The sequence below is a fragment of the Rhodococcus sp. MH15 genome (genome assembly GCF_019266045.1).
GTDB classification, from domain to species: domain Bacteria; phylum Actinomycetota; class Actinomycetes; order Mycobacteriales; family Mycobacteriaceae; genus Rhodococcus_F; species Rhodococcus_F qingshengii.
Map to the genome: position 1 here is coordinate 35,404 of NZ_LPNP01000082.1, position 22,856 is coordinate 58,259.

The 22,856-nt window shown below is 62.6% G+C and carries 16 protein-coding genes and 1 pseudogene; all 17 read right to left on the reverse strand.

All coding sequences use genetic code 11. The features are described from left to right. Position 1: 1 nt before the first annotated feature. The 17 genes and pseudogenes from ATN37_RS30215 to ATN37_RS30295 all read right to left on the reverse strand — a co-directional run bounded on the left by ATN37_RS30215 (position 2) and on the right by ATN37_RS30295 (position 22,833). Positions 2–1,639: an AMP-binding protein gene (locus tag ATN37_RS30215; protein ID WP_003941942.1), complete on the reverse strand. Its 1,638-nt coding sequence runs from the start codon at positions 1,637–1,639 to the stop codon at positions 2–4. Positions 1,640–1,846: 207 nt separating this feature from the next. Further along, positions 1,847–3,124: an MFS transporter gene (locus ATN37_RS30220; protein ID WP_085998903.1), complete on the reverse strand. Its 1,278-nt coding sequence runs from the start codon at positions 3,122–3,124 to the stop codon at positions 1,847–1,849. Positions 3,125–3,455: 331 nt separating this feature from the next. Then, on the reverse strand, positions 3,456–3,995 hold the full coding sequence (locus ATN37_RS30225; protein ID WP_054827683.1) for a hypothetical protein: 540 nt from the start codon (positions 3,993–3,995) through the stop codon (positions 3,456–3,458). 142 nt (positions 3,996–4,137) lie between these two features. Next, on the reverse strand, positions 4,138–5,436 hold the full coding sequence (locus ATN37_RS30230) for an HAD-IB family phosphatase (RefSeq protein WP_218696040.1): 1,299 nt from the start codon (positions 5,434–5,436) through the stop codon (positions 4,138–4,140). Positions 5,437–5,518: 82 nt separating this feature from the next. Beyond that, on the reverse strand, positions 5,519–6,292 hold the full coding sequence (eutC, locus tag ATN37_RS30235; RefSeq protein WP_058227511.1) for an ethanolamine ammonia-lyase subunit EutC: 774 nt from the start codon (positions 6,290–6,292) through the stop codon (positions 5,519–5,521). After that, entirely contained in the window at positions 6,289–7,713 is a 1,425-nt protein-coding gene (locus ATN37_RS30240; RefSeq protein WP_007730162.1) for an ethanolamine ammonia-lyase subunit EutB, read from the reverse strand. Before ATN37_RS30240 ends, eutC begins: the two co-directional genes overlap by 4 nt. Beyond that, positions 7,710–9,182, reverse strand: coding sequence for an ethanolamine permease (gene eat, locus ATN37_RS30245; protein ID WP_003941913.1), 1,473 nt, complete (start codon positions 9,180–9,182; stop codon positions 7,710–7,712). The genes ATN37_RS30240 and eat overlap by 4 nt, the downstream gene beginning before the upstream one ends. 165 nt (positions 9,183–9,347) lie before the next feature. Further along, the gene (locus tag ATN37_RS30250) at positions 9,348–9,908 is read right to left on the reverse strand and encodes a DUF779 domain-containing protein (protein ID WP_003942021.1); all 561 of its coding nucleotides are present in this window, start codon (positions 9,906–9,908) and stop codon (positions 9,348–9,350) included. Between the two features lie 91 nt (positions 9,909–9,999). Continuing rightward, a complete protein-coding gene (gene adh, locus ATN37_RS30255) occupies positions 10,000–11,523 on the reverse strand; it encodes an aldehyde dehydrogenase (RefSeq protein WP_007730158.1) in 1,524 nt (507 codons plus the stop codon). Positions 11,524–11,666: 143 nt separating this feature from the next. Then, positions 11,667–12,980 carry a helix-turn-helix domain-containing protein gene (locus ATN37_RS30260; protein ID WP_007730155.1) on the reverse strand — a complete coding sequence of 438 codons (1,314 nt, stop codon included), beginning with the start codon at positions 12,978–12,980 and terminating at the stop codon, positions 11,667–11,669. Between the two features lie 105 nt (positions 12,981–13,085). Continuing rightward, positions 13,086–14,567: a mycofactocin system GMC family oxidoreductase MftG gene (mftG, locus tag ATN37_RS30265; protein WP_218696041.1), complete on the reverse strand. Its 1,482-nt coding sequence runs from the start codon at positions 14,565–14,567 to the stop codon at positions 13,086–13,088. Beyond that, positions 14,564–15,961, reverse strand: coding sequence for a mycofactocin biosynthesis glycosyltransferase MftF (mftF, locus tag ATN37_RS30270; RefSeq protein WP_214514515.1), 1,398 nt, complete (start codon positions 15,959–15,961; stop codon positions 14,564–14,566). The genes mftG and mftF overlap by 4 nt, the downstream gene beginning before the upstream one ends. A 97-nt stretch (positions 15,962–16,058) precedes the next feature. Next, on the reverse strand, positions 16,059–16,751 hold the full coding sequence (mftE, locus tag ATN37_RS30275; protein WP_214514516.1) for a mycofactocin biosynthesis peptidyl-dipeptidase MftE: 693 nt from the start codon (positions 16,749–16,751) through the stop codon (positions 16,059–16,061). Between the two features lie 98 nt (positions 16,752–16,849). Next, positions 16,850–18,087 (reverse strand): annotated as a pseudogene (locus tag ATN37_RS30280) (DUF222 domain-containing protein). Between the two features lie 41 nt (positions 18,088–18,128). Continuing rightward, positions 18,129–20,078, reverse strand: coding sequence for a mycofactocin system FadH/OYE family oxidoreductase 2 (locus tag ATN37_RS30285; protein ID WP_192712125.1), 1,950 nt, complete (start codon positions 20,076–20,078; stop codon positions 18,129–18,131). Then, positions 20,078–20,905, reverse strand: a complete 828-nt coding sequence (locus ATN37_RS30290; RefSeq protein WP_003941966.1) for a mycofactocin-coupled SDR family oxidoreductase — start codon at positions 20,903–20,905, stop codon at positions 20,078–20,080. The genes ATN37_RS30285 and ATN37_RS30290 overlap by 1 nt, the downstream gene beginning before the upstream one ends. Then, positions 20,902–22,833, reverse strand: coding sequence for a mycofactocin system FadH/OYE family oxidoreductase 1 (locus ATN37_RS30295; protein WP_218696042.1), 1,932 nt, complete (start codon positions 22,831–22,833; stop codon positions 20,902–20,904). Before ATN37_RS30295 ends, ATN37_RS30290 begins: the two co-directional genes overlap by 4 nt. Positions 22,834–22,856 lie beyond the last annotated feature (23 nt).

Below are 22,856 nucleotides of genomic sequence, written 5' to 3' on the forward strand. Positions count from 1 at the left end.
CTCAGGCCTGACCGATCAATTCGATCGCCTGTTCTCGCATCGCGATCTTGCGGACCTTGCCCGTGACTGTCATCGGGAACTCGTCGACGACATGGACGTACCGCGGAATCTTGTAGTGCGCGAGCTTGCCGGTGCAGAACGCGCGGACCGAATCGGCGTCGAGATCATCTGCACCTTCGCGCATCTGGACCCACACCATCAATTCCTCGCCGTACTTTGCGTCGGGTACACCGATGACCTGCGCATCGAGAATGTCGGGGTGGGTGTAGAGGAACTCCTCGATCTCACGCGGATAGACGTTCTCGCCACCGCGGATGACCATGTCCTTGATGCGTCCCGTGATGGCGACGTATCCGGCCTCGTCCATGACTCCGATGTCTCCGGTGTGCATCCACCGGGCAGCGTCGATCGCCTCGGCGGTCTTCTCCGGGTTCTCCCAGTATCCGAGCATGACCGAGTAACCACGCGTGCACAGTTCACCCGGCTCGCCACGGGGCACCGTCAATCCGGTTGCCGGATCGACGATCTTGATCTCGAGATGCGGCCCTACCCGTCCGACCGTTTCGGTGCGCTGCTCGATCGAATCGTCCGAGCGGGTCTGCAACGACACCGGCGAGGTCTCCGTCATGCCGTAGCAGATGGACACCTCCGACATGCCCATGCGATCGATGACCTGCTTCATCACCTCGACCGGGCAGGGCGAGCCCGCCATGATGCCGGTGCGAAGGGACGACAGATCGAAGCTGTCGAAGTCCGGCAACGCCAACTCCGCGATGAACATCGTCGGAACGCCGTAGAGGGACGTGCACTTTTCGGCCTGAACGGCTTCGAGCGAAGCACGCGGATCGAAAGCCGGACCCGGAATGACCATGGCAGCACCGTGACTGGTGCACGCAAGGTTGCCCATCACCATGCCGAAGCAGTGGTAGAACGGCACCGGGATGCACACCCGATCGACCTCGCTGTAGTGGCACAACTCGCCGACGAAATAGCCGTTGTTGAGGATGTTGTGGTGACTGAGCGTCGCGCCCTTCGGGAAACCGGTAGTACCCGAGGTGTATTGGATGTTGATCGCATCGTCGGCCGACAACGCGGCCTGGGCTGCGGCGAGCGGAGCCGGATCACTTGCCTGCGCCGCCAAGCCGTCTGCAAGCACCGCGTCCCACTCGGGTGAACCGAGCAGGAGCACCGACGTCAGATCCGGGCACTGCGGCCGCACCGTCTCGATCATCGACGCGTAGTCCGAGGTCTTGAAGCTGGCCGCAGACACCAGCGTCGAGATCCCGGCCTGCTCGAGCACGTACTGCAACTCGTGCGAGCGGTACGCCGGATTGATGTTGACCAGGATCGCGCCGATCTTTGCCGTCGCGTATTGCGTGAACGTCCATTCCGGACAGTTGGGAGCCCAGATCCCTACCCGATCACCCTTCCCCACACCACGGGAAAGTAGTCCGGCAGCGAGCCCGTTCACCTGCTCGGCGAACTCCCGGTACGTCCATCGTCGACCGCTGGCGTGGTCGATCAACGCATCGCGGTCGCCGTGTGCGGCAACCGTGCGATCGAGGTTGTCTCCGATGGTGTCGCCCAGCATCGGACCGTCCCATACTCCGGACGTATAGCTGGGCAGCGGCGTACTCATGTGTTCTGTCCTCTCCGGTTACCTGTTCAGGCACCTATGAGAGGGGCCGCCGCAGCGGACCCTCTCATCTACGAATTTACTCGATTCGGTGTGATGCACGACATACTTCCCGGTGCGGGGTGGCCGTAACTGTTCAGAGTCCGGACACCCCACCCGCCTGCTGTGCGCCTTTATTAACCGCCGGCGGTTAATAAAGGCGCACAGTGGTTACAGCGCGTGGTCCTTGGTCTCGACGAGTGCCCAGGTGCAGATCAGGCTCAACACGCCCAGGATCGCCAGCATGACTCCGATGGCCATGCTCCCGTAGGCCGAGGCCAGCGGTGCGGCGATCAGCGGCGGCACTGCCCCACCGAGCACTCCGGCGAGGTTGTAGCCGAGGCCGGCACCGGTGTAGCGGTAGCGGGTCTGGAACATTTCCGGAAGCAGCGCACCGCAGGGGCCGTAGGCGATTCCGAAGATCATGAGCGTGCCGAACATCCCGATGATGAACGCGATCGGCGATCCCGTGTCGAGGAGCGGGAACAGCACCAGCGCCCAGACGACGGCCAGACCACACGAGATCATGATGACCTTGCGGCGCCCGATGCGGTCCGAGTACAGAGCGGAAACGACGATCGCCGCACCGAAGACAACCGCGGAAGCGATACCGACCGACAGGACGAACGGACGGGAGAAGCCGAGGGTCTTTGTTCCGTAGCTCGTCAGGAAAGCCGTGCCCATGTAGAAGAACGCGAACAGGCAAGCCAGGGCGCCTGCCGAGAGCAGGATCTCCTTGGTCTGGAACCGCCAAGCATCCAGGAACGGGAGGGTGCGAGGTGCTTCGTTCTTCTGCTCCGCGACGCGCTCTGCCTGCTCCGCCTTGAAGACGGGAGTCTCCTCGATAGCGAGCCGCATGTAGAGGCCGATGCCGACCAACACGATGGAGAACAGGAACGGGATACGCCAGCCGTAATCGAGGAAAGCCTGGTTGGTGTCGCCGAGAACTGCGCCGGTGATGAGGAAGGTACTGCTCGAGAGAACGAAGGCGATTGCAGGGCCGAGCTGCGGGAACATCGCATACAGACCACGTTTGCCCGGTGGAGCGTATTCCGCCGTGAGCAGAGTTGCGCCGGCCCATTCACCACCGACCGCGAAACCTTGGCCGAATCGCAAGAGCACCAAGATGATCGGGGCCGCGACACCGATGGTTGCAGCACCCGGCAGCAAGCCGATCAGGAGCGTCGAGATACCCATGAGCAGGAGCGTCGAGATCAGCGTCTTCTTGCGACCGATGCGATCACCGAAGTGTCCGAACAACATTGCGCCGACGGGCCGGGCGATGAATGCGACTGCGAAAGTCGCAAACGATGCGACAGTTCCCGCAGTGGCACCGAGCGCGGGGAAGAACACCGTCGGAAAGACAAGTGCCGCAGCGGTTCCGTAGATGAAGAAGTCGTAGAACTCGATAGTCGTGCCGATACAACTCGCGATTGCGACGCGCCGCACACTGGTGGTGTTCTGCGGGGGCTGCGTCGCACCTGCGGCACTCGCACCCCCGGCGCCGGCGGCACTGGTGCCGCCTGTGGGAGAGACTGTGGTCACTCGATTCCTCCGTGGTCCCGTGGTGTCGCCCTGTGGGCATCACCGTCGATAGGAGGAAAGGTAGTGATGTGGCTCACCCCCGCACTACCCCCGAAAGGGGGTAGGAGTGATCTCGGTCACCACTTGTATGCAATGGTAACGAGTTTCACGACCCTCGACATGCCGCAGGCCGTCCGATTCGTTCTCACGAATCGGACGGCCCTCGAGAAACGGCGTCACGGTGCAACGCTACGGATCAAGCCTTACCGGCAGCCCCGAACAGTTCCTGACGGATCTCGCCCCACACCGTGGCGTAGGAGTCGATGATCGGTTCGGAAATCCACTTGGACTCCCCGGCTTGCACTTTCGCGAGAGCATCCGAGAAGAGATCCTGGTAACGAGACAACCGCGGAACGAATGCCGACAGATCGTCGAACAGGTTTGCAGCCCGGCGATCCAACTCTGCAAGGGAATCCGAATCTGCGTCGTCGATGAGCGCGGCGAACTCCTCGTCCAAGGGAAGGAACGCCTCGTACACCTCAGCGATGGAGTCCTCGTCGATCGAGACGCGCTCGGCGTCCAACTGATCTTCGAGTTCTGCCAAACCTTTCTCGGTCAGGCTGATGGCGTTTTCCGCTTCGACCGCTTTGCCCTGCGCGACAAGTGCGTCGTACGCAGCTTGACCGGAAGCCGAGCTGACGCCCAGGTGCTCGGCCAGGACGACCGCTCCGACCCGCTCCTTGAGACGTACTGCTTGGAGCAGTGCCAACTCGTCCACATTGCCAGCGAAGGCCATCGATTTCTCCTACTCACGTGCCGCCTCTGCGGCTCCAGCATCACAGCGGACACCCGTGGGTTTCCGCAGCCCGACAAAGGGCTCGACAGAATCAGATCACACCCCGATCGATCGTTGTGAAGTCACCGCGACAAGTCGACCGTCACGCGACGGTATCGGCCTGATCGGGGATCACGCTGCCGTCTGCGCGAGTCACGGCACCTTTTGCCCCGGCCGCGTCGGTGTAAGCATCGGTCGAGCAGTGATAGGGAGCGTCCGCCCGGGACTTCGGTTCGATGAACATGGGGTTGACCAGCCATTTCCCGTCACTGTTGTCGTAGGCATTGCACATCAGTTCGGGATTGTTGCGGTTGATCACCAGGCGCGCACCGGTCGCATCTCCGAGGAACGTCACGTCGGTGACAGAATCACCGGCAGCAAATACCTGACGTCGATCGGCGGCCAACTGCTCGAACGCCGTAGGCCCTTGAACCCCGTAGACAACCTCGTTGACCTGGCACCGCTTGCCGTCGATGTACGGAATGACCGAGTCGTCGCCGTCCGCAACGCCACCACACCCACGCAGGCGCCCGGTGAGAACCCCGCCCTCGACGATGGGCCGAACTCCCATCACATGATCGGCGTCCAATCCCAGCTGTTCCGCCCAGACTCGAACGACCGGTTCGGCCGACGCGGAAATGATCCGCACGTCGAATCCATGAGCGCCGAGGGATTTCATCAAATCTTCGATTTGCGCGTAGTACCGCACCGAGCCGTCGACTTCCGTCGTACCGACGGTCTGATCGGATCCTTCTGCAGCAGCGAGATTCTCGGCACGCGCTGCGCGGGCGTACTCGGTGATCTCGTCCTCGGTGTGCCCTGCCATCAACTGCACGGCCCACGCGTATGCGGCTTTTGTCCGGCGGTGATCGTAACCGTCGAATGCGGCCTGCCCGTCGCGAGTCTTCTCTTCGAGTACCGCAACGATCTCGTCCGCGCAGTCCGAGTCGGTGCTGGTTGCCAACGGTTGCCCCGGCGCGGTCTCGGAGCCGCACGCGGCGGAAAGTGCGGCAGCGCCGGCTGGCGTCATGAAGCGGCTGGTGGTTGCCCAGTCCACTCCGGCAGGCTGTAACACCTTGTTGTTCTTGATCATCCAGAATGCGGTGGCGCTTCCGATGTCGTTCTTGACAACTGTGTTGTCCCAGTCGAAGAGCGCCAACGGAGCTCCGTCATCGACATCACCTGCAGCTCCACACGTTCCGAACTCCGTCATCATGGCATCCAACGTCACACGGTTGTCGCCGTACCACGCAAGACTGGGATCCAACACCGCGCAGGATGAACCACTCTGCGCCACATCTTCTTTCGGGGCGCTCTCGGCCGAACTACATGCAGTTGCACTCAACAGGACACTACCTACCGCCAACGCGCACAGGGCGCGAGAATGCAGCGAACGGAACATCGATTCCCTCGTTTTCGTCGTGATTCGGGTACGACGGCATACCCGAGTGTCGATCGACCCGGGTATGCCGTGCAGTTGTCAATTAATCGAGCGTCAGCACTTCTCCCGACGCAACGGCGTCGGCGCGAGAGGTGTCCTTGAGGTCGACGCCGGAGCGGCCCAACTGGCGCGCTCCCGTCACCAATCCCAGGACGACACGAGCAGCCTGCTCGTATCCGAGTCCCTCGGGTGGGTGGACATTGGAAATGCAGTTTCGATCCGCGTCGGTACGACCGACGCGGGGAAGGTGAGTCAGATAGATCCCGACACTGTCCGCAACGGAGAGCCCTGGACGTTCGCCGATCAGGACGATCGCCGTCTGCACTCCCATCGCGGCAGCGATGTGATCACCCAGTGCCACACGGGCATTCGTGGCGATCACGGGCGGCGCGATCGAGTACCGCTCCCCCAACACCGTGACCAACGCGGACAATAGTTGCTCGCCGTGGTCCATCAGTGCTCGCGGGGAGAGTCCGTCGGCGAGGATGAACCCGATTTCCTTGTCGGAGCTCTTGATCGCGCTCAGGTCAGCCGGCTGGCGCCCCAGGTCGGGTCTCCGGAGATACTCACTGCGGGTGGAGACGCTGCTCGCCACCACCACCGGCGCCCCGATGCCCACCCCTTCGACCCGACTGGCAAGCGTCTCGGAGTCGAGTGGCTCGTGGACCGCGTCGCGGGCTGCGGCGTGAGCTGCCTTGAATTCGAGAACCCGCTTGGTGGGCAACGAATCTCCGGCACGCCCCAGCCCGATACGCGATTGTGTGGTCTTGCGCAGTGGACCCCAGAAATCGAGGATCGGTGCCTGATCTTCGGTCATGAGTTCACCGTCAAAGCCCGCAACGGCGACATTTCGGCATCGATCGGAAGAACCCGACCGTTTGCGTCGGTCATCCCCAAGTTGTGGAGCCAGGTCTCGAACTCCGGGGCGGGCTGCAAACCGAGAACCTTACGCACATACAGCGCGTCGTGGAACGCCAGACTTTGATAGCCGAGCATCACGTCGTCGGCGCCGGGCACCGCGATCACGAACGCCGCGCCGGCGACGCCCAGCAAGGTGAGCAGGTTGTCCATGTCGTCTTGATCGGCTTCGGCGTGGTTGGTGTAGCAGACGTCCACTCCCATCGGCAGCCCGAGGAGTTTTCCGCAGAAGTGATCCTCCAAGCCCGCGCGAATGATCTGCTTGCCGTCGTAGAGATACTCGGGACCGATGAAGCCGACCACCGTGTTGACCAGCAGCGGTTCGAGATCACGTGCCACTGCGTATGCCCTGGTCTCGAGTGTCTGCTGATCGACCGGGGCTCCGCCGGTGCCGTAGTGGGCACCTGAGCTGAGGGCGGACCCCTGCCCCGTCTCCAAGTACATGACGTTGTTGCCGACCGTTCCGCGGTTCAAGGAGCGCCCGGCCTCGTTGCCCTCACGCAGGAGCGGAATGTTCACTCCGAAACCGGAATTGGCGCCTTCGGTACCGGCAATCGATTGGAAGACAAGATCGACCGGCACCCCCGATTCGATCAGTCCGATCGTGGTGGTCACGTGCGAGAGCACGCACGACTGAGTCGGGATCTCGAATCGCTGACGGATGTCGTCGAGCAGGTGGAGCAGATCCGAGGTGGCCTGGGGTGAGTCCGTCGCCGGGTTGATACCGATGACGGCGTCGCCACATCCCATCAGGAGACCGTCCAATGTGGCCGCCGCGATGCCGCGTGGATCGTCTGTCGGGTGGTTTGGTTGGAGTCGGGTGCTCAGCCGGCCGGGCAGTCCGATGGTCGTACGGAACCCCGCGGTCACGGTGATGGCCTTCGCGACGGCGATCAGGTCCTGATTGCGCATGATCTTGCTGACCGCCGCAACCATCTCGGGGGTGAGCCCGGGACTTACGGCGGACAACCGTGCGGAAGCTTCCGGCGCCGACGCGGTCTCGAGCAACCAGTCTCGTAGTCCGCCGACAGTCAGGTGCGCCACCGGCGCAAAGGCCAGGCGATCGTGGCTGTCGATGATGAGCCTGGTTACCTCGTCGTCCTCGTACGGAACCACCAGATCTTCGAGGAACACCGTCAACGGAAGATCAGCCAGAACCCATTGAGCAGCAGCACGTTCGGCGTCGGAGCTTGCCGCACAACCGGCTAGTTCGTCACCCGACCGCAGTGGTGTCGCTTTTGCCATCAGATCGACGAGACCGTCGAACGAGTAGTTGGTTCCGGATACCTGCTGGTGATACTTGGCCATCCCGCGACTCATCCCAATTCTTCTTCCGCCTGTGCAAGTACAGCAAACTCCTCGTCCGGCGAGTTGGCAACAAGGTGGTGGCGACTGTAGAGACCGAAGTACGCCATGAGAACTCCGAAGGCAACCAACGTCAGCAATGCCGCAACGGGATCGACCAGGAAGGTGGCCACCACCGACACTGCCGCGATCACGAGCGCAAACGAGGTGGTGGCGATACCGCCGGGCGTGCGGTACGGGCGCGGCATGTTCGGCTCACGCTTACGAAGAACGATGTGACTCACCATCATCAGGACGTAGCTTACTGCCGCGCCGAACACCGCCATGTTGAGCAACATTGCACCTTCACCGGTGAGTGAGAGCGCGAAGCCGATGATTCCGGGTACGACGAGCGCGAGAGTGGGGGCCTTGCGCTTGTTGGTCACCGACAGGTTCTTCGGCAGGTAGCCGGCGCGGGAGAGCGCAAACGTCTGGCGTGAGTAGGCGTACATGATCGAGAAGAAGCTCGCGACCAGACCGGCAAGTCCGATGTAGTTGACGGCCTTTGCCGCTCCGCTGTCCCCCAGAGCCTCGACGAGCGGATTTCCGGAGGTGGACAGGGCGTCTGCGCCGAGCGCACCGGTGGCGAGGAAGAGAACCGTTGCGCCTGTGACGATCAGGATCAACATGCTGATGATGATGCCGCGGGGGACGTTCTTCTCCGGCTCACGTGCTTCCTCGGCGGCCAGCGGTACACCTTCGACCGCAAGGAAGAACCAGATCGCGAAGGGCACGGCGGCCCAGATTCCGAGCAGACCGAATGGCAGGAACGACGACGATCCGACTGCGCTGGTGTCGACGGCGATATCGGTGAGGTTGGACGAATCGAAAAGGCCGACAGCCGAAACCGCGAACACGACCAGGCCGACGAGTGCAATGGCGGTGATGATGAACATCGCCTTGAGTGCCTCACCGGCGCCGGTGAGGTGAATGCCGATGAAGATCGCGTACACCGCGAGGTACACCCACCAGCCGTCGGTGATCCCGAACAGGTTCAGGGACTCGACGTACGCACCGATGAAGGTCGCGATCGCTGCGGGTGCTATCGAGTACTCGATGAGAATTGCTGTGCCGGTGGCAAATCCGCCCCAGGGCCCCATGGCCCGTCTGGCAAACGTGTATCCACCACCAGCGGCAGGAAGTGCCGACGACATCTCGGCCATACCGAGCACCATCGCCAGGTACATACCCGCGATGACAACCGCCGCGATGAGAAGGCCACCGAAACCACCTTCAGCCAGACCGTTGTTCCAGCCGGCGTAGTCACCGGAAATCACATAGCTGACACCCAACCCCGCAAGCAGCACCCACCCTGCTGTTCCCTTTCGGAGTGTTCGTTTCTCCAGATACGAATTGTCTTCCGCATGGAAGTCTGCGCCGTCGTGGTGTGCACCCGCGGCACCGGCGTTTTTGCCGGTTGCGTGGTCGGAAAGAGACATGTCCATCCTCTGAATCGGTCAAGAATGAGACGACGCACGGTGGATGCGTCGCGTGAAATGAACGGTATGTGGGCGATGTACGGAGAAGGTCGCCTGGAGATGACCGTGCTGTTAACTGGCTGTCATGTGAGCGGCCCCGAGTCTGTTCAGATCTTCTTCAGGCTGCCGTTCTCAGGATCGGGCGGCCGCGCCCGGCACCGGGCAGGCGTCGACGGCCTCGGCGACCACCTGGGGAACCGTCGGGGGCAAAGGACGCACGCCCGCTTCCCAATCAGCGCCCACGAGAATGCTCGACGCGCCGAGTGCTTCGTTTTCGTCCGGTGTGAATGCCCTTGCTCGACTGAGGAATCTGAATCCTTCAGGAGACTCCAGGCTGAATCCACTGCCGCGGCCGGGCACGACGTCCAGTACCAACTGGGTGTGCTTCCAGGCTTCGAACTGTGATCCGGAAATCCAGACCTGTACAGCGTCGGTTCCGGTGGGAAGGTCTTCGGGAGTCTCTCCGACAGCAAGTCGGAGATCGACGATTCCGAGTAGTACGTCACGGTCCCCGACGATGAATTCGCCTGAGGGATAACACATCGGGGCCGAGCCGTCGCAGCATCCGCCGGATTGATGCATCATCAGTTCGCCGTGAGTCCCGCTGAGGCGGCGCAGGAGGTCAGCCGCCCCAGCGGTGGTCACCAACCGGGGTGGAACGGCGCCGGTATCGGGTGTGTCCGTGGCGCTCATTCCAACCTCCGTGTGTTTGTGCAGGTTTCGCGTGTTGCAGTCTTGCTCACCGGCACCCGCAGCGAGGGGCTCACGGGTGCCGGTGGGTAGATCAGAAGAAGCCCTGAGCCTTCTGGGCGTAGCTGACCAGGAGGTTCTTGGTCTGCTGGTAGTGCGAGAGCATCATCAGGTGGTTCTCGCGGCCGATGCCGGACTGCTTGTATCCACCGAAAGCGGCGTGTGCCGGGTACTGGTGGTACGTGTTGGTCCAGACGCGACCGGCTTGGATGTCGCGGCCTGCGCGGTAAGCAACTCCGCCGTCGCGGGACCAGACACCGGCGCCCAAACCGTAGAGCGTGTCGTTGGCGATTTCGATGGCCTCGTCGTAGTCCTTGAACGAGGTGACCGAGACGACGGGTCCGAAGATCTCTTCCTGGAAGATGCGCATCTTGTTGTTGCCGGTGAACACCGTCGGCTGGACGTAGTAGCCGCCGGACAGGTCTCCGCCGAGTTCGGCTCGCTCACCACCGGTGATGACCTTGGCGCCTTCGGCCTTGCCGATCTCGATGTACGAGAGGATCTTCTCGAGCTGATCGTTGCTGGCCTGGGCACCGATCATGGTGTCGGTGTCGAGCGGATCCCCTTGGCGCACAGCCTTGGTGCGGATGGCTGCCATCGCGAGGAACTCGTCGAAGATGTCTTCCTGGATCAGCGAACGTGACGGGCAGGTGCAGACCTCGCCCTGGTTGAGGGCGAACATCGTGAAGCCCTCGAGTGCCTTGTCCTGGTAGTCGTCGTTTGAGGCGAGAACGTCGGAGAAGAAGATGTTGGGGCTCTTGCCACCGAGTTCGAGGGTGACGGGGATAAGGTTCTGCGACGCGTACTGCATGATCAGGCGACCGGTGGTGGTCTCACCGGTGAACGCGATCTTCTTGATACGCGGGCTGGACGCGAGCGGCTTTCCGGCCTCGACGCCGAAGCCGTTGACGATGTTGAGAACACCGGCAGGCAGCAGGTCACCGATGATGCCGATGAGGTGCAGGATCGAGACTGGCGTCTGCTCGGCAGGCTTGAGCACGATGGCATTGCCGGCAGCGAGGGCGGGGGCAAGCTTCCACACGGCCATGAGGATCGGGAAGTTCCACGGAATGATCTGGCCGACTACGCCGAGCGGCTCGTGGAAGTGGTACGCCACGGTGTCGGAGTTGATCTCCGAGAGCGAACCTTCCTGTGCGCGAATAGCTCCCGCGAAGTATCGGAAGTGATCGATGGCGAGCGGAATGTCGGCGTTGAGGGTCTCGCGGATCGGCTTGCCGTTGTCCCACGACTCGGCGAGTGCGATGGATTCGAGGTTCTCCTCCATACGATCAGCGATCTTGTTCAAGATGATCGCGCGCTCGGCGACCGAGGTCTTGCCCCAGGCCGGAGCTGCTGCGTGCGCTGCGTCGAGAGCGAGTTCGATGTCTTCTGCGGTGGAACGAGCCACATCACAGAAATTCTGTCCGGTCACCGGTGTCGGGTTCTCGAAGTACTGACCCTTGACCGGAGCAACCCATTCGTTGCCGATCCAGTTGTCGTATCGAGACTGGAAGGACATGATCGCGTCGGCGGTACCTGGGCGGGCGTACACGGTCATTGCAAGCTCCTATGTAAACGTGATCTTCCTGGGCGCACCCACCAAATCGGTGACTGCAATCCCACCCCCCGGTGGGGTGTGATTCACAACACTAGGAGTTGCAACGTTGCAAGTACGTTGCGTGCGAGAAACGCAGATGATTCTCAGATGCCCAATTGGCGGTCGAGGAGATCAATTCTAGCCTGGACCTGCGAATACAGCGGAGATTGAGGATCCAACGTGGACAGGTAGGCCTCCCACACGACGGAGTCTTCGCGGCCGTGCACCGACGTGGTCCACCGGGCCAGAAGGTTGGCGTCACCTCCACGCAGCAGAGCTGCCTGGACCCTGGTGCGTAGTTCTTCCCGCACCTCTTCGATTCCCGGGGAGGCAGAGCCCGCCAGCACCGGGCCCGAATACAGTTTCATCGCCGTCGCTGCGTCGCCTCGGTCCAACGCTGCCCGCACATCGCCGACATCTGTCGTGAACTCCGTGATGATCCGATAGGGGCGCGAAGCCAGCCGGTCGGCGCCGAAAACCTTACGAAGCCGCGACATTTCCGCGCGAATGGTCACTGCGTCGAGTTCGCCCTCGTCGAGCAGCACCGCAAGGTGGTCGGAGCTGAGACCCTCCGGGTGTTCGGAAAGCAGAAGGAGAATCTCGGCGTGACGCTGCGAAATCGGGATGCGGTCACCGCCGCGAACCAGCGTCGGCCGGCCGGCACCGAATGTTTCGAGGCGCGGAGCCGTGGCACTGAGTGGGATGGGCGAGTTCAAGAGATGGAATCGCAATTCCGATTCGGCGGCCGCGACAGTTGCACGGATCAGTGACAGCACTTCGGGAACCGCAACCCTGGGACCACCGGTGATGTCGATGGCACCAAGGATTTGCCCAGTGGTGGGATCGTGGACGGGTGCGGCCGAACAACTCCAGTCGTGCACGGTTCGGTTGAAATGCTCGGATCCGAAAATCTGTACGGAGTGATCGAGAGCAAGCGCCGTTCCCGGCGCATTGGTGCCGACACGATCTTCGCTCCAATCGGCGCCTTCGACGAAGTTCATGGACAACGCCTTGTCCTTGGCCGAGTTGTCACCCTCCACCCAGAGCAGTCGACCGTGTGCGTCACTGATCGCGATCAGTAGTCCGGTCTCGGCAGCATCTTCCACCAGGAGTTTCCGAATCACCGGACGGATCAGTGACATGGGATGCGCGGAGCGATATTTTTCGAGCTCCAACCCTTCGAGCATCTCAGGGTTGCCGACCACATCGGGATTTACCCCCTTGTTGCGGCTACGCATCCAGGACTCGAGTACGACCGAGCGGACATGGGAGTCGTCGGTCAGCCCCTGGCCGGGCACGCCGCGAGCATCGATGAACGACTGATGGGCAGACGAAAGTCGCCGCGCGAGTAACGCGACGTCATCGCCTGGCCTGACCGCCACCCACGGGTTGCCGGGCACAGCCTGTTCACGTGCCATATTTTGCGTTCCTCCGCTCCGTGGACCACTGTAACGCCGATCACAGCCCATAGGCGAGAACGACCATTCGGTATGACTGCCGACCCAGCCTGCTGCCCCTCGCGGTCACTCGTCGCCGAGCAGAATGGCGCTTGCTCGTTCCGCGACCATCACCGCGGTCGCATGCGGGCCGCGGGTCGGGATCGTCGGCAGGATTGACGTGTCAACAATACTGAGTCCTTGCGCGCCGATCACACGGCACCGACCGTCGACGACTGCGAACGGGTCCGCCTCGGCACCCATCACGCAACTACCGGACATATGCAGCGACGTTCCCAGGCGGGATTCGACCCACTCATCGGTGTACTCCACGACGGGGCGATCGATCAACCCCGTCTCGGCGATCGACTCGAGAAGATTCTCGGCGATCTGCATCCCTTCCCGAATGGCAGCTCGATCGTGCGCCGACGCGACGTAGTTGTACCGAATACGCGGCGCCCCAGCGGGATCCCGCGATGCCAGTTCGATGCTTCCCCGGCTGTGCGGCGCCATGAGGACCACTCCGACGCCGTGGTCCATGCGAGGCACACCGGGAACCAGTTCGGTGAAAGATGCGGTGTACGGACGAATTTCGATCTCAGCGAGGTTGAGGGCTGTCTCCAGCACCGGAGTCTGCGATCGAATCGTGCGGGGCTTCGAAAAATGGTACGGCAGCAGCACTTCCGGGTGGTCGACGAAGTTCTGTCCGACGCCCGGTCGATCGAGAACGACGGAAACTCCCTGCCCTACAAGTTGTTCCGCTGGACCAACACCGGAATTGAGGAGAATGTGCGGTGTCGCCACCGCACCCGAACACACGACCACATGGTCGGCACGAATGCGTCGGACATTGCCGTCGCCGAGAACGTCGACGCCGATCGCACGGGTACCCGAGAACGCGATACGAATGACGTTCACTCCGGATTCCACCCGCAGATTCGGCCGGTGCAACGCCGGCATCAGATACCCGATCGCCGTACTGATCCGACGATGATCCGACACGTTCAGTGGCACTCGGCCCACCCCGAACGAGTCCGGCGCATTCTTGTCGACGTCGTCGGGAAAGCCTGCTCCGAGCGCTGCCGCATGAAACTCGCCGCTCAGTGGATGCAGTTGGTCCCACGCTCGACGCTCGACCGGGATCGGTCCGGCGGTCCCGTGGAACTCGCTCTCGAAATCACGATCCGTTTCGGACTTCTTGAAGTACGGCAAGACGTCGTCGTATCGCCATGAACTCGGCCAATGCTCGAAATCAGCACGGGTCGCGCGGGTGAAGTACGCACCGTTGACGGCTCCGGATCCACCGAGTGTCCGCCCCCGCGCAATTGTGGACGCCCGACGCGGCGTCAGTTCGACCGGATAGGTCCACGTGTATTCGCTCGCAGGTCCGACCGGCAGTCGGTACGGATCACCCAGGACGTCCGGGAGTTCGAGCGCCGATCGATATCCGCTTCCCGATTCGAGGAGCATCACCGTGGCGGATGGATCTTCACTGAGCCTGGCTGCGACCACGCAACCACACGTGCCACCACCGACAACCAGGAAATCTGCGTAGTCGGCTTCTGTCACTTGGTGATTCGAGGTTTCAGCGCCGCCCAGTCGCGGGCGTCGAATGCGCCACGCCAGAGTCCGGCTCCATACGCGATGTCGTCGGCTCGTTTGAAGAAGACGTACCGAACCGGTCCCAGCCCGCCTGGCTCACGGTGGCGATACCAGTCCACCAAACCTTCGGTGACTGCTGCAGCGACGGCCAGCCGCCGAATTCGCCTGGAGGCGATCACCGCCAGGAGCGTCACGGGCCAGTAGTGACGACACATTGCCGAGGCGAGTTGCCAGAATCCGCCGACAACTCCCTGCGCGGTGAGGATCGCCGCGATCCGGGTGGGTTGACTCAGGCCGGTGAACATCTTTCGCAGCCGGTAAACGGTAAACAGCAAAGCGCCGAGTGCGCCGGCAAGACCGGAACGGGTCAGTGTTGCGGCGGCGATGCACGCGAAGAGCGTCGAGAACGACATCGCCATCGGCGGAACCGAACCCTCGTGTCTTGCAGCCAACGGCGCCGCACCCGTGCCGTAGAACGCTCTCCTGGCGAACCACTTGTCGAACTGAACTCGATGATCGTGGGCGACATGCGCAACCGGTTCGTACCTCAGTCGCCAACCCGCAGCCTGCAGTCGCCAGCAGAAATCGACGTCCTCGGCTACTTCGAGACCCTCGTCGAAACCGTTGCATTCGAGTGCCACGTCGCGCCGGACGATCACGGCGGCGCTGGGGACATAGGCGACCGGACTGCCCGACTTCACCGCAGCTTCCTTGCGTCCGAGGTCGAGAGACGATCGCATGTTCTCGTACCGCGCCAGCGCCGTCCCGTACGGATCGAGGGCGACGATGCGGGGTGCAACAAGGGCAACCCCCGGATCGCTGAAGTGGCCCAACATCAACTCGAGCCAACCGGCACGCGGTATGACGTCGGAGTCCAGGAAAGCTACGAAACGTGTTTGGGCCGAACGCAATCCCGAGTTTCTCGCTGCCGAGGGTCCGCGGGCACTCTCGTGCCGGACCACTGTGATGGTGCCGGTGCCCGGGCAGGCGCGACGGGGCTCCACCGGCACTTCCGAACCGTCGTCGACAACGATGACGGTCAGATCCTTGAGGACGGGCAATAGGCGTTCGACGCCGGCCTGGTTGTCCTTGACCGGAATCACGACCGTGACATCGGCAGCGGACGGCGTCGACATCGGACGAGGATTCGCGACACCTGAATCGAGAAGGTGTCGCGCAACCGCAGCGCTCTGCTGATCGACCACCTCGAGGAAGCCGTCACCGATCATCGCCGCAGCCGTCGGCGCCAGCTTGAGCATCCGCGTCGGAGATCCGCCGATGAGTACCCGGCCACCCGAGTACGTGCGCACCTTGGGGTCCAACCGAATGCCGAAGCCGTCGGGGAGTCTTGCTGGTCGCATCAGATGATCGTAAGGGACGTAGCCCGTCGTGCTGCAACTCGTCGCAGCCTCGAAAGCCGTCGCAGGTGGACCGTCCGCCCCCACTCGGTCGTGGTCGTCACCGAAGCCTCCCATCTGGACCAGGCTCCCACCGGGCCAGTCCATCCGTCACGCGTCCTACCAACTCACCGAAGATGTATGCGCCGTCTTCGGCGGTAGCCCCGACTGGATTGCCGAGAACGCCGTTTTGCGACACAGCGACCATACCGCCCGAACGCATTCCTGGCATCAGGTCCGCGATAGGAGACAAATTTCCTGTCTCAGCAAGGCTCATGTGCACCAAATCGGGCGAAAGGTGCAGCAATAGGCTCGTTTCAGTGTGTCCGGCATGGGCGTCGGCACCCGGAACAGCGCACGGCACCCAAGCAGCATCACGCCCCTCATACCGCAGAAGTGCCACCGCTTTGGCCAATGCGGGACCATTTCCGCCGTGGCCGTTGACGAACAGCACCCGCTTCGTCCATCGGAACGCCGACCTTCCGTATTCGACGACGACGGTTTCCATGGCCTCGGCACCGATCGAAATCGTGCCGGCAAACCCTTCGTGTTCGCCGCTCGCCCCGTATTCGATGGCCGGGGCCATGACGACGTCGGGCAGAGCCTGTGCGACTGCTCTCGCGATCCGAGTGTCGGTATCGAGAGGCAGGTGCGGTCCGTGTTGTTCGAAAGAACCGACCGGGACCACGACGGTGAGCGCAGTGCCCTCGAGCGCAGGACTCGGGATGGCAGCAAGGTCACGCGGAGAACTCATCCCCCGATCGTATTGGTGCGGGCCCCTCCCACCGCAACACTGCATGCGGATACACCGGGGCATTGTTGTGCCCCGGCGTATTCGTCAGTTGTCGCGGTTCACGCCGCTGTCGGTGGGCTGTTCCCGCCGATCGGCTGTTGATACGGATCGATCGACATCGGTGGATAGAACACCGATTTGCGATCCGGACCGATCTCCACCCGCCACTCCGTGTGTGCAGTGTCCGGTGATGATGACCGCACAACAAGATCAGATTGTCGAGATCTGTTGGGCCACCATCGTTCCAGTGAACAATATGATGGGCATCGCACCACCCCGACGGTGTCCCGCACCCCGGAAACGCACACCCGCCATCACGAACCGTCAACGCCCGCCGCTGCGGAACCGTCGCCGTTCTCGCTTCCTTGCCGCAGTCGAGCGGAACACCATTCTCGTCCAGGAGGATCCGGGTGACGGTGCAGTCGCACGCCAACATCCGGGCAGTATCGATACTGATCGGGCCCACCCAATCCGTCCACGCAAATCCCAGCTCCTCGGTGGACGGCAACAGGTCTTTCAGAACTTTAAGGTCTGTCATATCTTTCGCCGACGCAGTCACCGTGATGTGCGGTTTCACCCCGCCCTCGATCGGACCCAACCCCGCCCGCTCGTACCGCCGCAACAGTTCGCAAAACCCGTCCGCCCGCCGTAGCGCCGGCGTGCGGGTGTCCTTCACCCCGTCCTTCTCCGGCGTCGGCGCAGACAGACTCGACAACAACGTGATCAGACGCGCCCCGTTCACAGCATCCAAATCACCCTTCACAGTGACCCGCCCGTACAAGCCTTTCGAGGCGTAGAACTCGTTACGTTCGGAATCCTCGCCGACCGGAACGCCGTCCTCACGCTTGCCGTACTGCTTCTCGATCCGCCGGATCGCTGCCCGCACCGCATCACAATCGGCGATGTTCTTCGACGCCAACCCCAACAAGATCCCGCGGGCTTTGTCCACATCCGCCGAGGTCATGTTCTTCGGTGGATGCTGACAGAATGACGCCACCTGACGGGCTTTCAACGCATCCACGTCACCGCGATGGAATGCATCCGCGACAACAGGTTCGAGCATCAACAACCGCGCCAACCCGACCAGCAGACTGCACTCACCGATCGCCAGATTCGTCGACCCGTGCAACCACTGAGCGATCGCCCGAAAACCCTTCCCGCCAAGAACGTCCCGGGAAAACATCTCCACGATCAGCAACACCATCCGCGACTGCAACTCGTGCCGGGCGCGCACCAGATCCAGAACCTCACCCTTGAGGCCCACGCCATCCAGTTGCCACGCTTCCCGACTGTCCATGCTCAAAACATACTTTCGAGAACCAGGGACAAAACGGACGACTATATCGCCAACGCGGCCCGATGCCCCTCGATGACGGCCGCGTGCGAACGCCTCGGAGACAAGGCGTCACCGATGCGAAATTTCTCGAAACAGCTTCCCTGCAAGGTGTTCCACAACTCGTCGACAGGTTCCTGCTGTGTCGCGAAGACCACCCAGTCGACTGCAACTTCCTCGGTCACACCCGTCGGAAGGTGAACCAAGCTCACGAGCGGCGAGGCCCCAGCGCTCACCGAAGTCACCATCAGATCTGTCCGTTGACCGATCGACTTCTCGAACGCTCGGCGGTTCCACCCCTCGAAATCCAGGGTGATGCTCAGGTCCTGCGCGACCACCATGCCGTTGGTCGCGATCGTGACGGCACAGCCTCGATCAGCGAGGAACTCCGCCACCGACGTACCTTGATGGAATCCCAGTTCGTCGTAGACGAGCACCGTTCCACTCGGCAGAATCTTGCCGTCGAGAACGTCTCGAACACCCACCACACGCTCTGATCTACCCGCCCACGCTGGGCGTAAAGGCCGCGCTCCGGTTGCAATCACGACCACCTCGGGCGCGCGCTCCTCCACGATCGCGAGATCAGCTCCAGCATCCAACTCGATCGTCACACCACTTCGGCGACACTCAGATTCGAGATTCCGGACGAGGTCGGCGAGCTCACGGCGAGCCGGTACCACCGAGGCGGTAAGAATCTGTCCCCCAAGTCTTCGTTCACGCTCGAACAGCGTCACCGCATGACCTCGCTGGGCCGCTGTAGCCGCAGCTTGCAGGCCGGCGGGGCCGCCACCGACCACCACCACCGTGCGGCCCCGTCGCCGCGGCATCGGCAGCGGTACCGATTCCCGACCAGCGCGCGGATTTGCGGTGCACCCCAACCAACGTCCCAGACCCATCCGCCCGACGCATTCCTGGTTGCAGGACAGGCAGGTTCGCACCTGTACCGATTGACCAGCACGCGCTTTGTTCACAAAATCCGGATCGGCGATCTGCCCGCGAACTACGCCCACCAGATCGCATACACCGTCCTCGAGTGCAGCTTCGGCTTGCTCCGGCGTCTTGAAACGGCCGACTCCGACGACTGGAAGATCGATGACCTCCCTGATCGCAGACGGGACGAAGTTGGCGTAGCCGGTGGGTACAGCCATCGATGCTTCGACCAGATGCAGTGTTTCCGTGGCCATTCCGACGGTCGTGTTGATGTAGTCGACGTGACCGTCAGCTTCGATGAGTTGGGCGGTGGTTACCGCGTCGGACAGTTCGATGCCACCCCGCGTTCCTTCGTATCCACTCAGGCGCACACCGAGCACACGATCCGGGCCGATGGCCTTACGCAGTACCCCGAGCACTTCGAGAAGGAAACGCGCACGATTCGCCACGCCCCCGCCGTAGCGATCAGTGCGCAGGTTGGTCGAGGGTGCGAGAAACGCGCGCACGATGGACGACTGCGACGCCTGCAATTCCACCCCGTCGAAGCCACCGGCAACGCAGTTGCGCGCAACAAGGGCGAACCCTGCGAGAATCTCGGCAATGTCCGCGTCGTCGACAGCCTTGGGCACCTCGCGGAACAACGGATCCGCAACGGCGCTCGGCGCCAACAGCGGCGATCGCGAATAGGTTCCAGCGCCCTGACCCCCATTGTGGTTGATCTGCGCGAGAATCGACGAACCATGCGCATGAACGGCGTCGGTGATCCGCCGGTATCCCTCGATCGCTTCCGGCCGATAGCCCGCAATCATCTTCTCGTACGGTCGATCCGAAGGATGCGTCGAGTGCTCCTCGGTGATGATCAGACCCGCACCGCCGCGTGCCCGCGCCTCGTAGTAACTCGCGTGCTGCTCCGTCGGCAACCCGTTCTCCGCGTAATTGGTCAGGTGTGCGGAGAACACGACCCGATTGCGGAGTGTCAGGTTGCCCAGGCGCAGTGGCGCGAAGAGGCGCGGGTACGGCGTCATCAGACCTTGGAGTTTCCTTGATCGAGCGCGATATGACTTGCCGTGACGGTGCGGGAACCGTCACCGGCGAGCCACAGGACGGTATCGGCGATCTCGTCAGGTTCGGCGAAAGCGATGTCCGAGAGGATCGGAGTGAAGTTGGGAAGGTACTGCGGAAACTTTGCAAATACCTCGAGAGCGCCCTGGTCGACCCCCATCGGCGTATTCACTCCGTAAGGATGGATCGAATTGACCCTGATCTTGTACTCCCCCAGTTCCTTTGCTGCGGCCTGCGTCAGGCCGACGAGACCGAACTTGGCGCTCGCGTAGTGCGCCTGTCCGGGCAGCGCCTTGAGTCCGGCCACCGAACTGACCACGATGATCGATCCACCGCGCCCACCCTCGATGATCGCCGGCACCGAGGCCTTGAGGGTTTTCCAGACTCCGGTCAGGTTGATGTCGATCAGGGTTTCCCACTGCTCGTCCGACATTTCCCAGAATCGATTCCAGTTGCAGACCCCGGCGTTGGCGACCACGATGTCGAGTCGTCCGAACTGTTCGACGCCGTCCTTGACCACCGCGGTGAGCGCTGCGCCGTCACGGACATCGACCTCGCGGGCGAGGATCTTCCCGCCCTCCGCTTCCACCAGACGTATCGTCTCGGCAAAGTCCTCGGAAGTTGCTGCGTCGTAGGAATTGTCCGACGCCACCGACGCGCATACGTCGACCGCGATGATCGCTGCTCCCTCGCGCGCCATCTTGACCGCGTGCGCACGTCCTTGACCGCGCGCTGCGCCGGTGATGAAAGCAACGCGACCTTCGAGCGAACGAACTGAACCCTGTGTCATGAGATAGCCCTCTCTGCAGAATTGAAACTCGTTCTAGTAGTAAACCCTGCAAAGCGCCCTTCGCGGATGGATTCGAGAACAGTTCTCGGGGCAACCGAGTCGCCCACCTGAATGTCGGCCTCTTCCTTCAGCGTTTCGTTCGGCAGACGAGGCGAGCAGTCGATCACCACTTCGCACTCGAGCTGTGACCGCTCGCCGGTATGGACGTGTTCGACGCAGACGGCCCCTCGAGTGATTTCGGTGACACGTGACGCGAGCACCCTGGTGACCCCGGCCTGCTGGATGCGCGTGTTGGCGCCGACCAGATCCCCACTCGCACCGAGCCTCGAACCGACGATGCTGTCGGGAGTCACAATCGAGACGGAGATGCCATGGGCCGCGAGTGCTTCTGCGAGCGCCACCGCGATCGGTCCACCGAGGGGATCGATCAGCGCGACCGGACCCGGCCCCACGGTGCTCAACTTCTCGAAGGCTTCCGACGCATCCAACCATCGAACCGAATCGTCGACCGGATACGTCGGCGGCCTCGCAGCACTACCGGTGGCAACGACAACAAACTCGCCCCGGCTGCGTGCGTCACCCAGGTCTTGGGCGTCGAGCGCCGCCCCGGTCCGCATCGTCACGCCGCTACGACGGCATTCGTCCTCCAACCACTGCGCGAGGAGTGCGAACCGGCTACGGCCGTCACCTCGCGCAAAAGTTCGGATCATGCCGCCGAACTGCGATGAACTCTCGACGAGTGTGACCGAGTGCCCCGCCACCGCCGAGATCCGTGCGGCTTCCATCCCAGCGGGGCCACCCCCCACGACCAGCACGGCTCCCGGTGTCGAAATCTGCTCTCGCTCATCGGGGTCCACCGTCTCGAAACCCGCGCTCGGATTCCCGACGCACGTCACGACAGGATTGCGAGGATCACGCACGAGGCACGTCTGATTGCAGAGCACACACGGCCGGGGACGATCGCCGCGCGCGGCATTCACGACCAGGTCCGGGTCTGCGATCTGGGCCCGGGTCATCTCGACGAACTCACCTACTTCCAGCGCCGCGTGAGCGTCGGCGATGTCCACGACGCTCCCCTGCACGACAACAGGAATCGACAGAGCGGCCTTGATCTCACGGCACAGATCGAGGTTGAAGTTCGGCGGGCAGTGAAAATCGGGGCGGTACCGGTCAGACGAATAGAGTCCGCCACGAACGACGACAAGGAGATCGAGGAACGGAGACACTTCACATGCGATACCGATGGCAAGATCGGGCGTCAGGCCCGCCCATGGAGCTTCCTCGTCACAGGACAACCGCAGGGAGACAACGTGATCCGACCCGACTTCCTCGCGCACTGCCGAGATGACCTCGCGAACAAGAGCAACGCGATCGCTACCGTATCGGTCTTGCCGAGTGTTGGTCAGACCCGAAAGGAATTGTCGCAGAATGCTTCGAGGACCGGCATCGAGTTCCACTCCGTCCATTCCCGAAGCGACGGCCAGCGCCGACGCCTCACGGAAGCCGGCTATCAACTGGTCGATTTCCGCCTGCCCCATTGCCATCGGCAACTCACGCGTCGCCGGGTCGGCCACTGTTGACGGTCCCCACAGCACCGACTGGGAGTATGCGCTCGATCCCTGCATCCCGGTATGACCGAGCCCGGCCAGAACCAGCGTTCCGTACGGAGCACATGCAGCCGCGATCGACTGCCACCCCGGGCCACATTGCGACGCCAACGGTGCCCGCTCGTACGGCCAGTCGTTCTCCGATACCGAGGCCACTTCGGTGACGACGATCCCGGTTCCGCCCTCGGCGCGGCGCTGGTAGTACGCACGGTGCCGATCGGAAAGCGAGCGTCCCACAGCAAGATTGGTCTCGTGCGGACCGAAAACAACCCTGGACCGGACGAGGCGTCCGGCCAGGGTCGTGTGTTCGTCGAGTGTCAACTCACAGCTCTATCGGAGCCGTA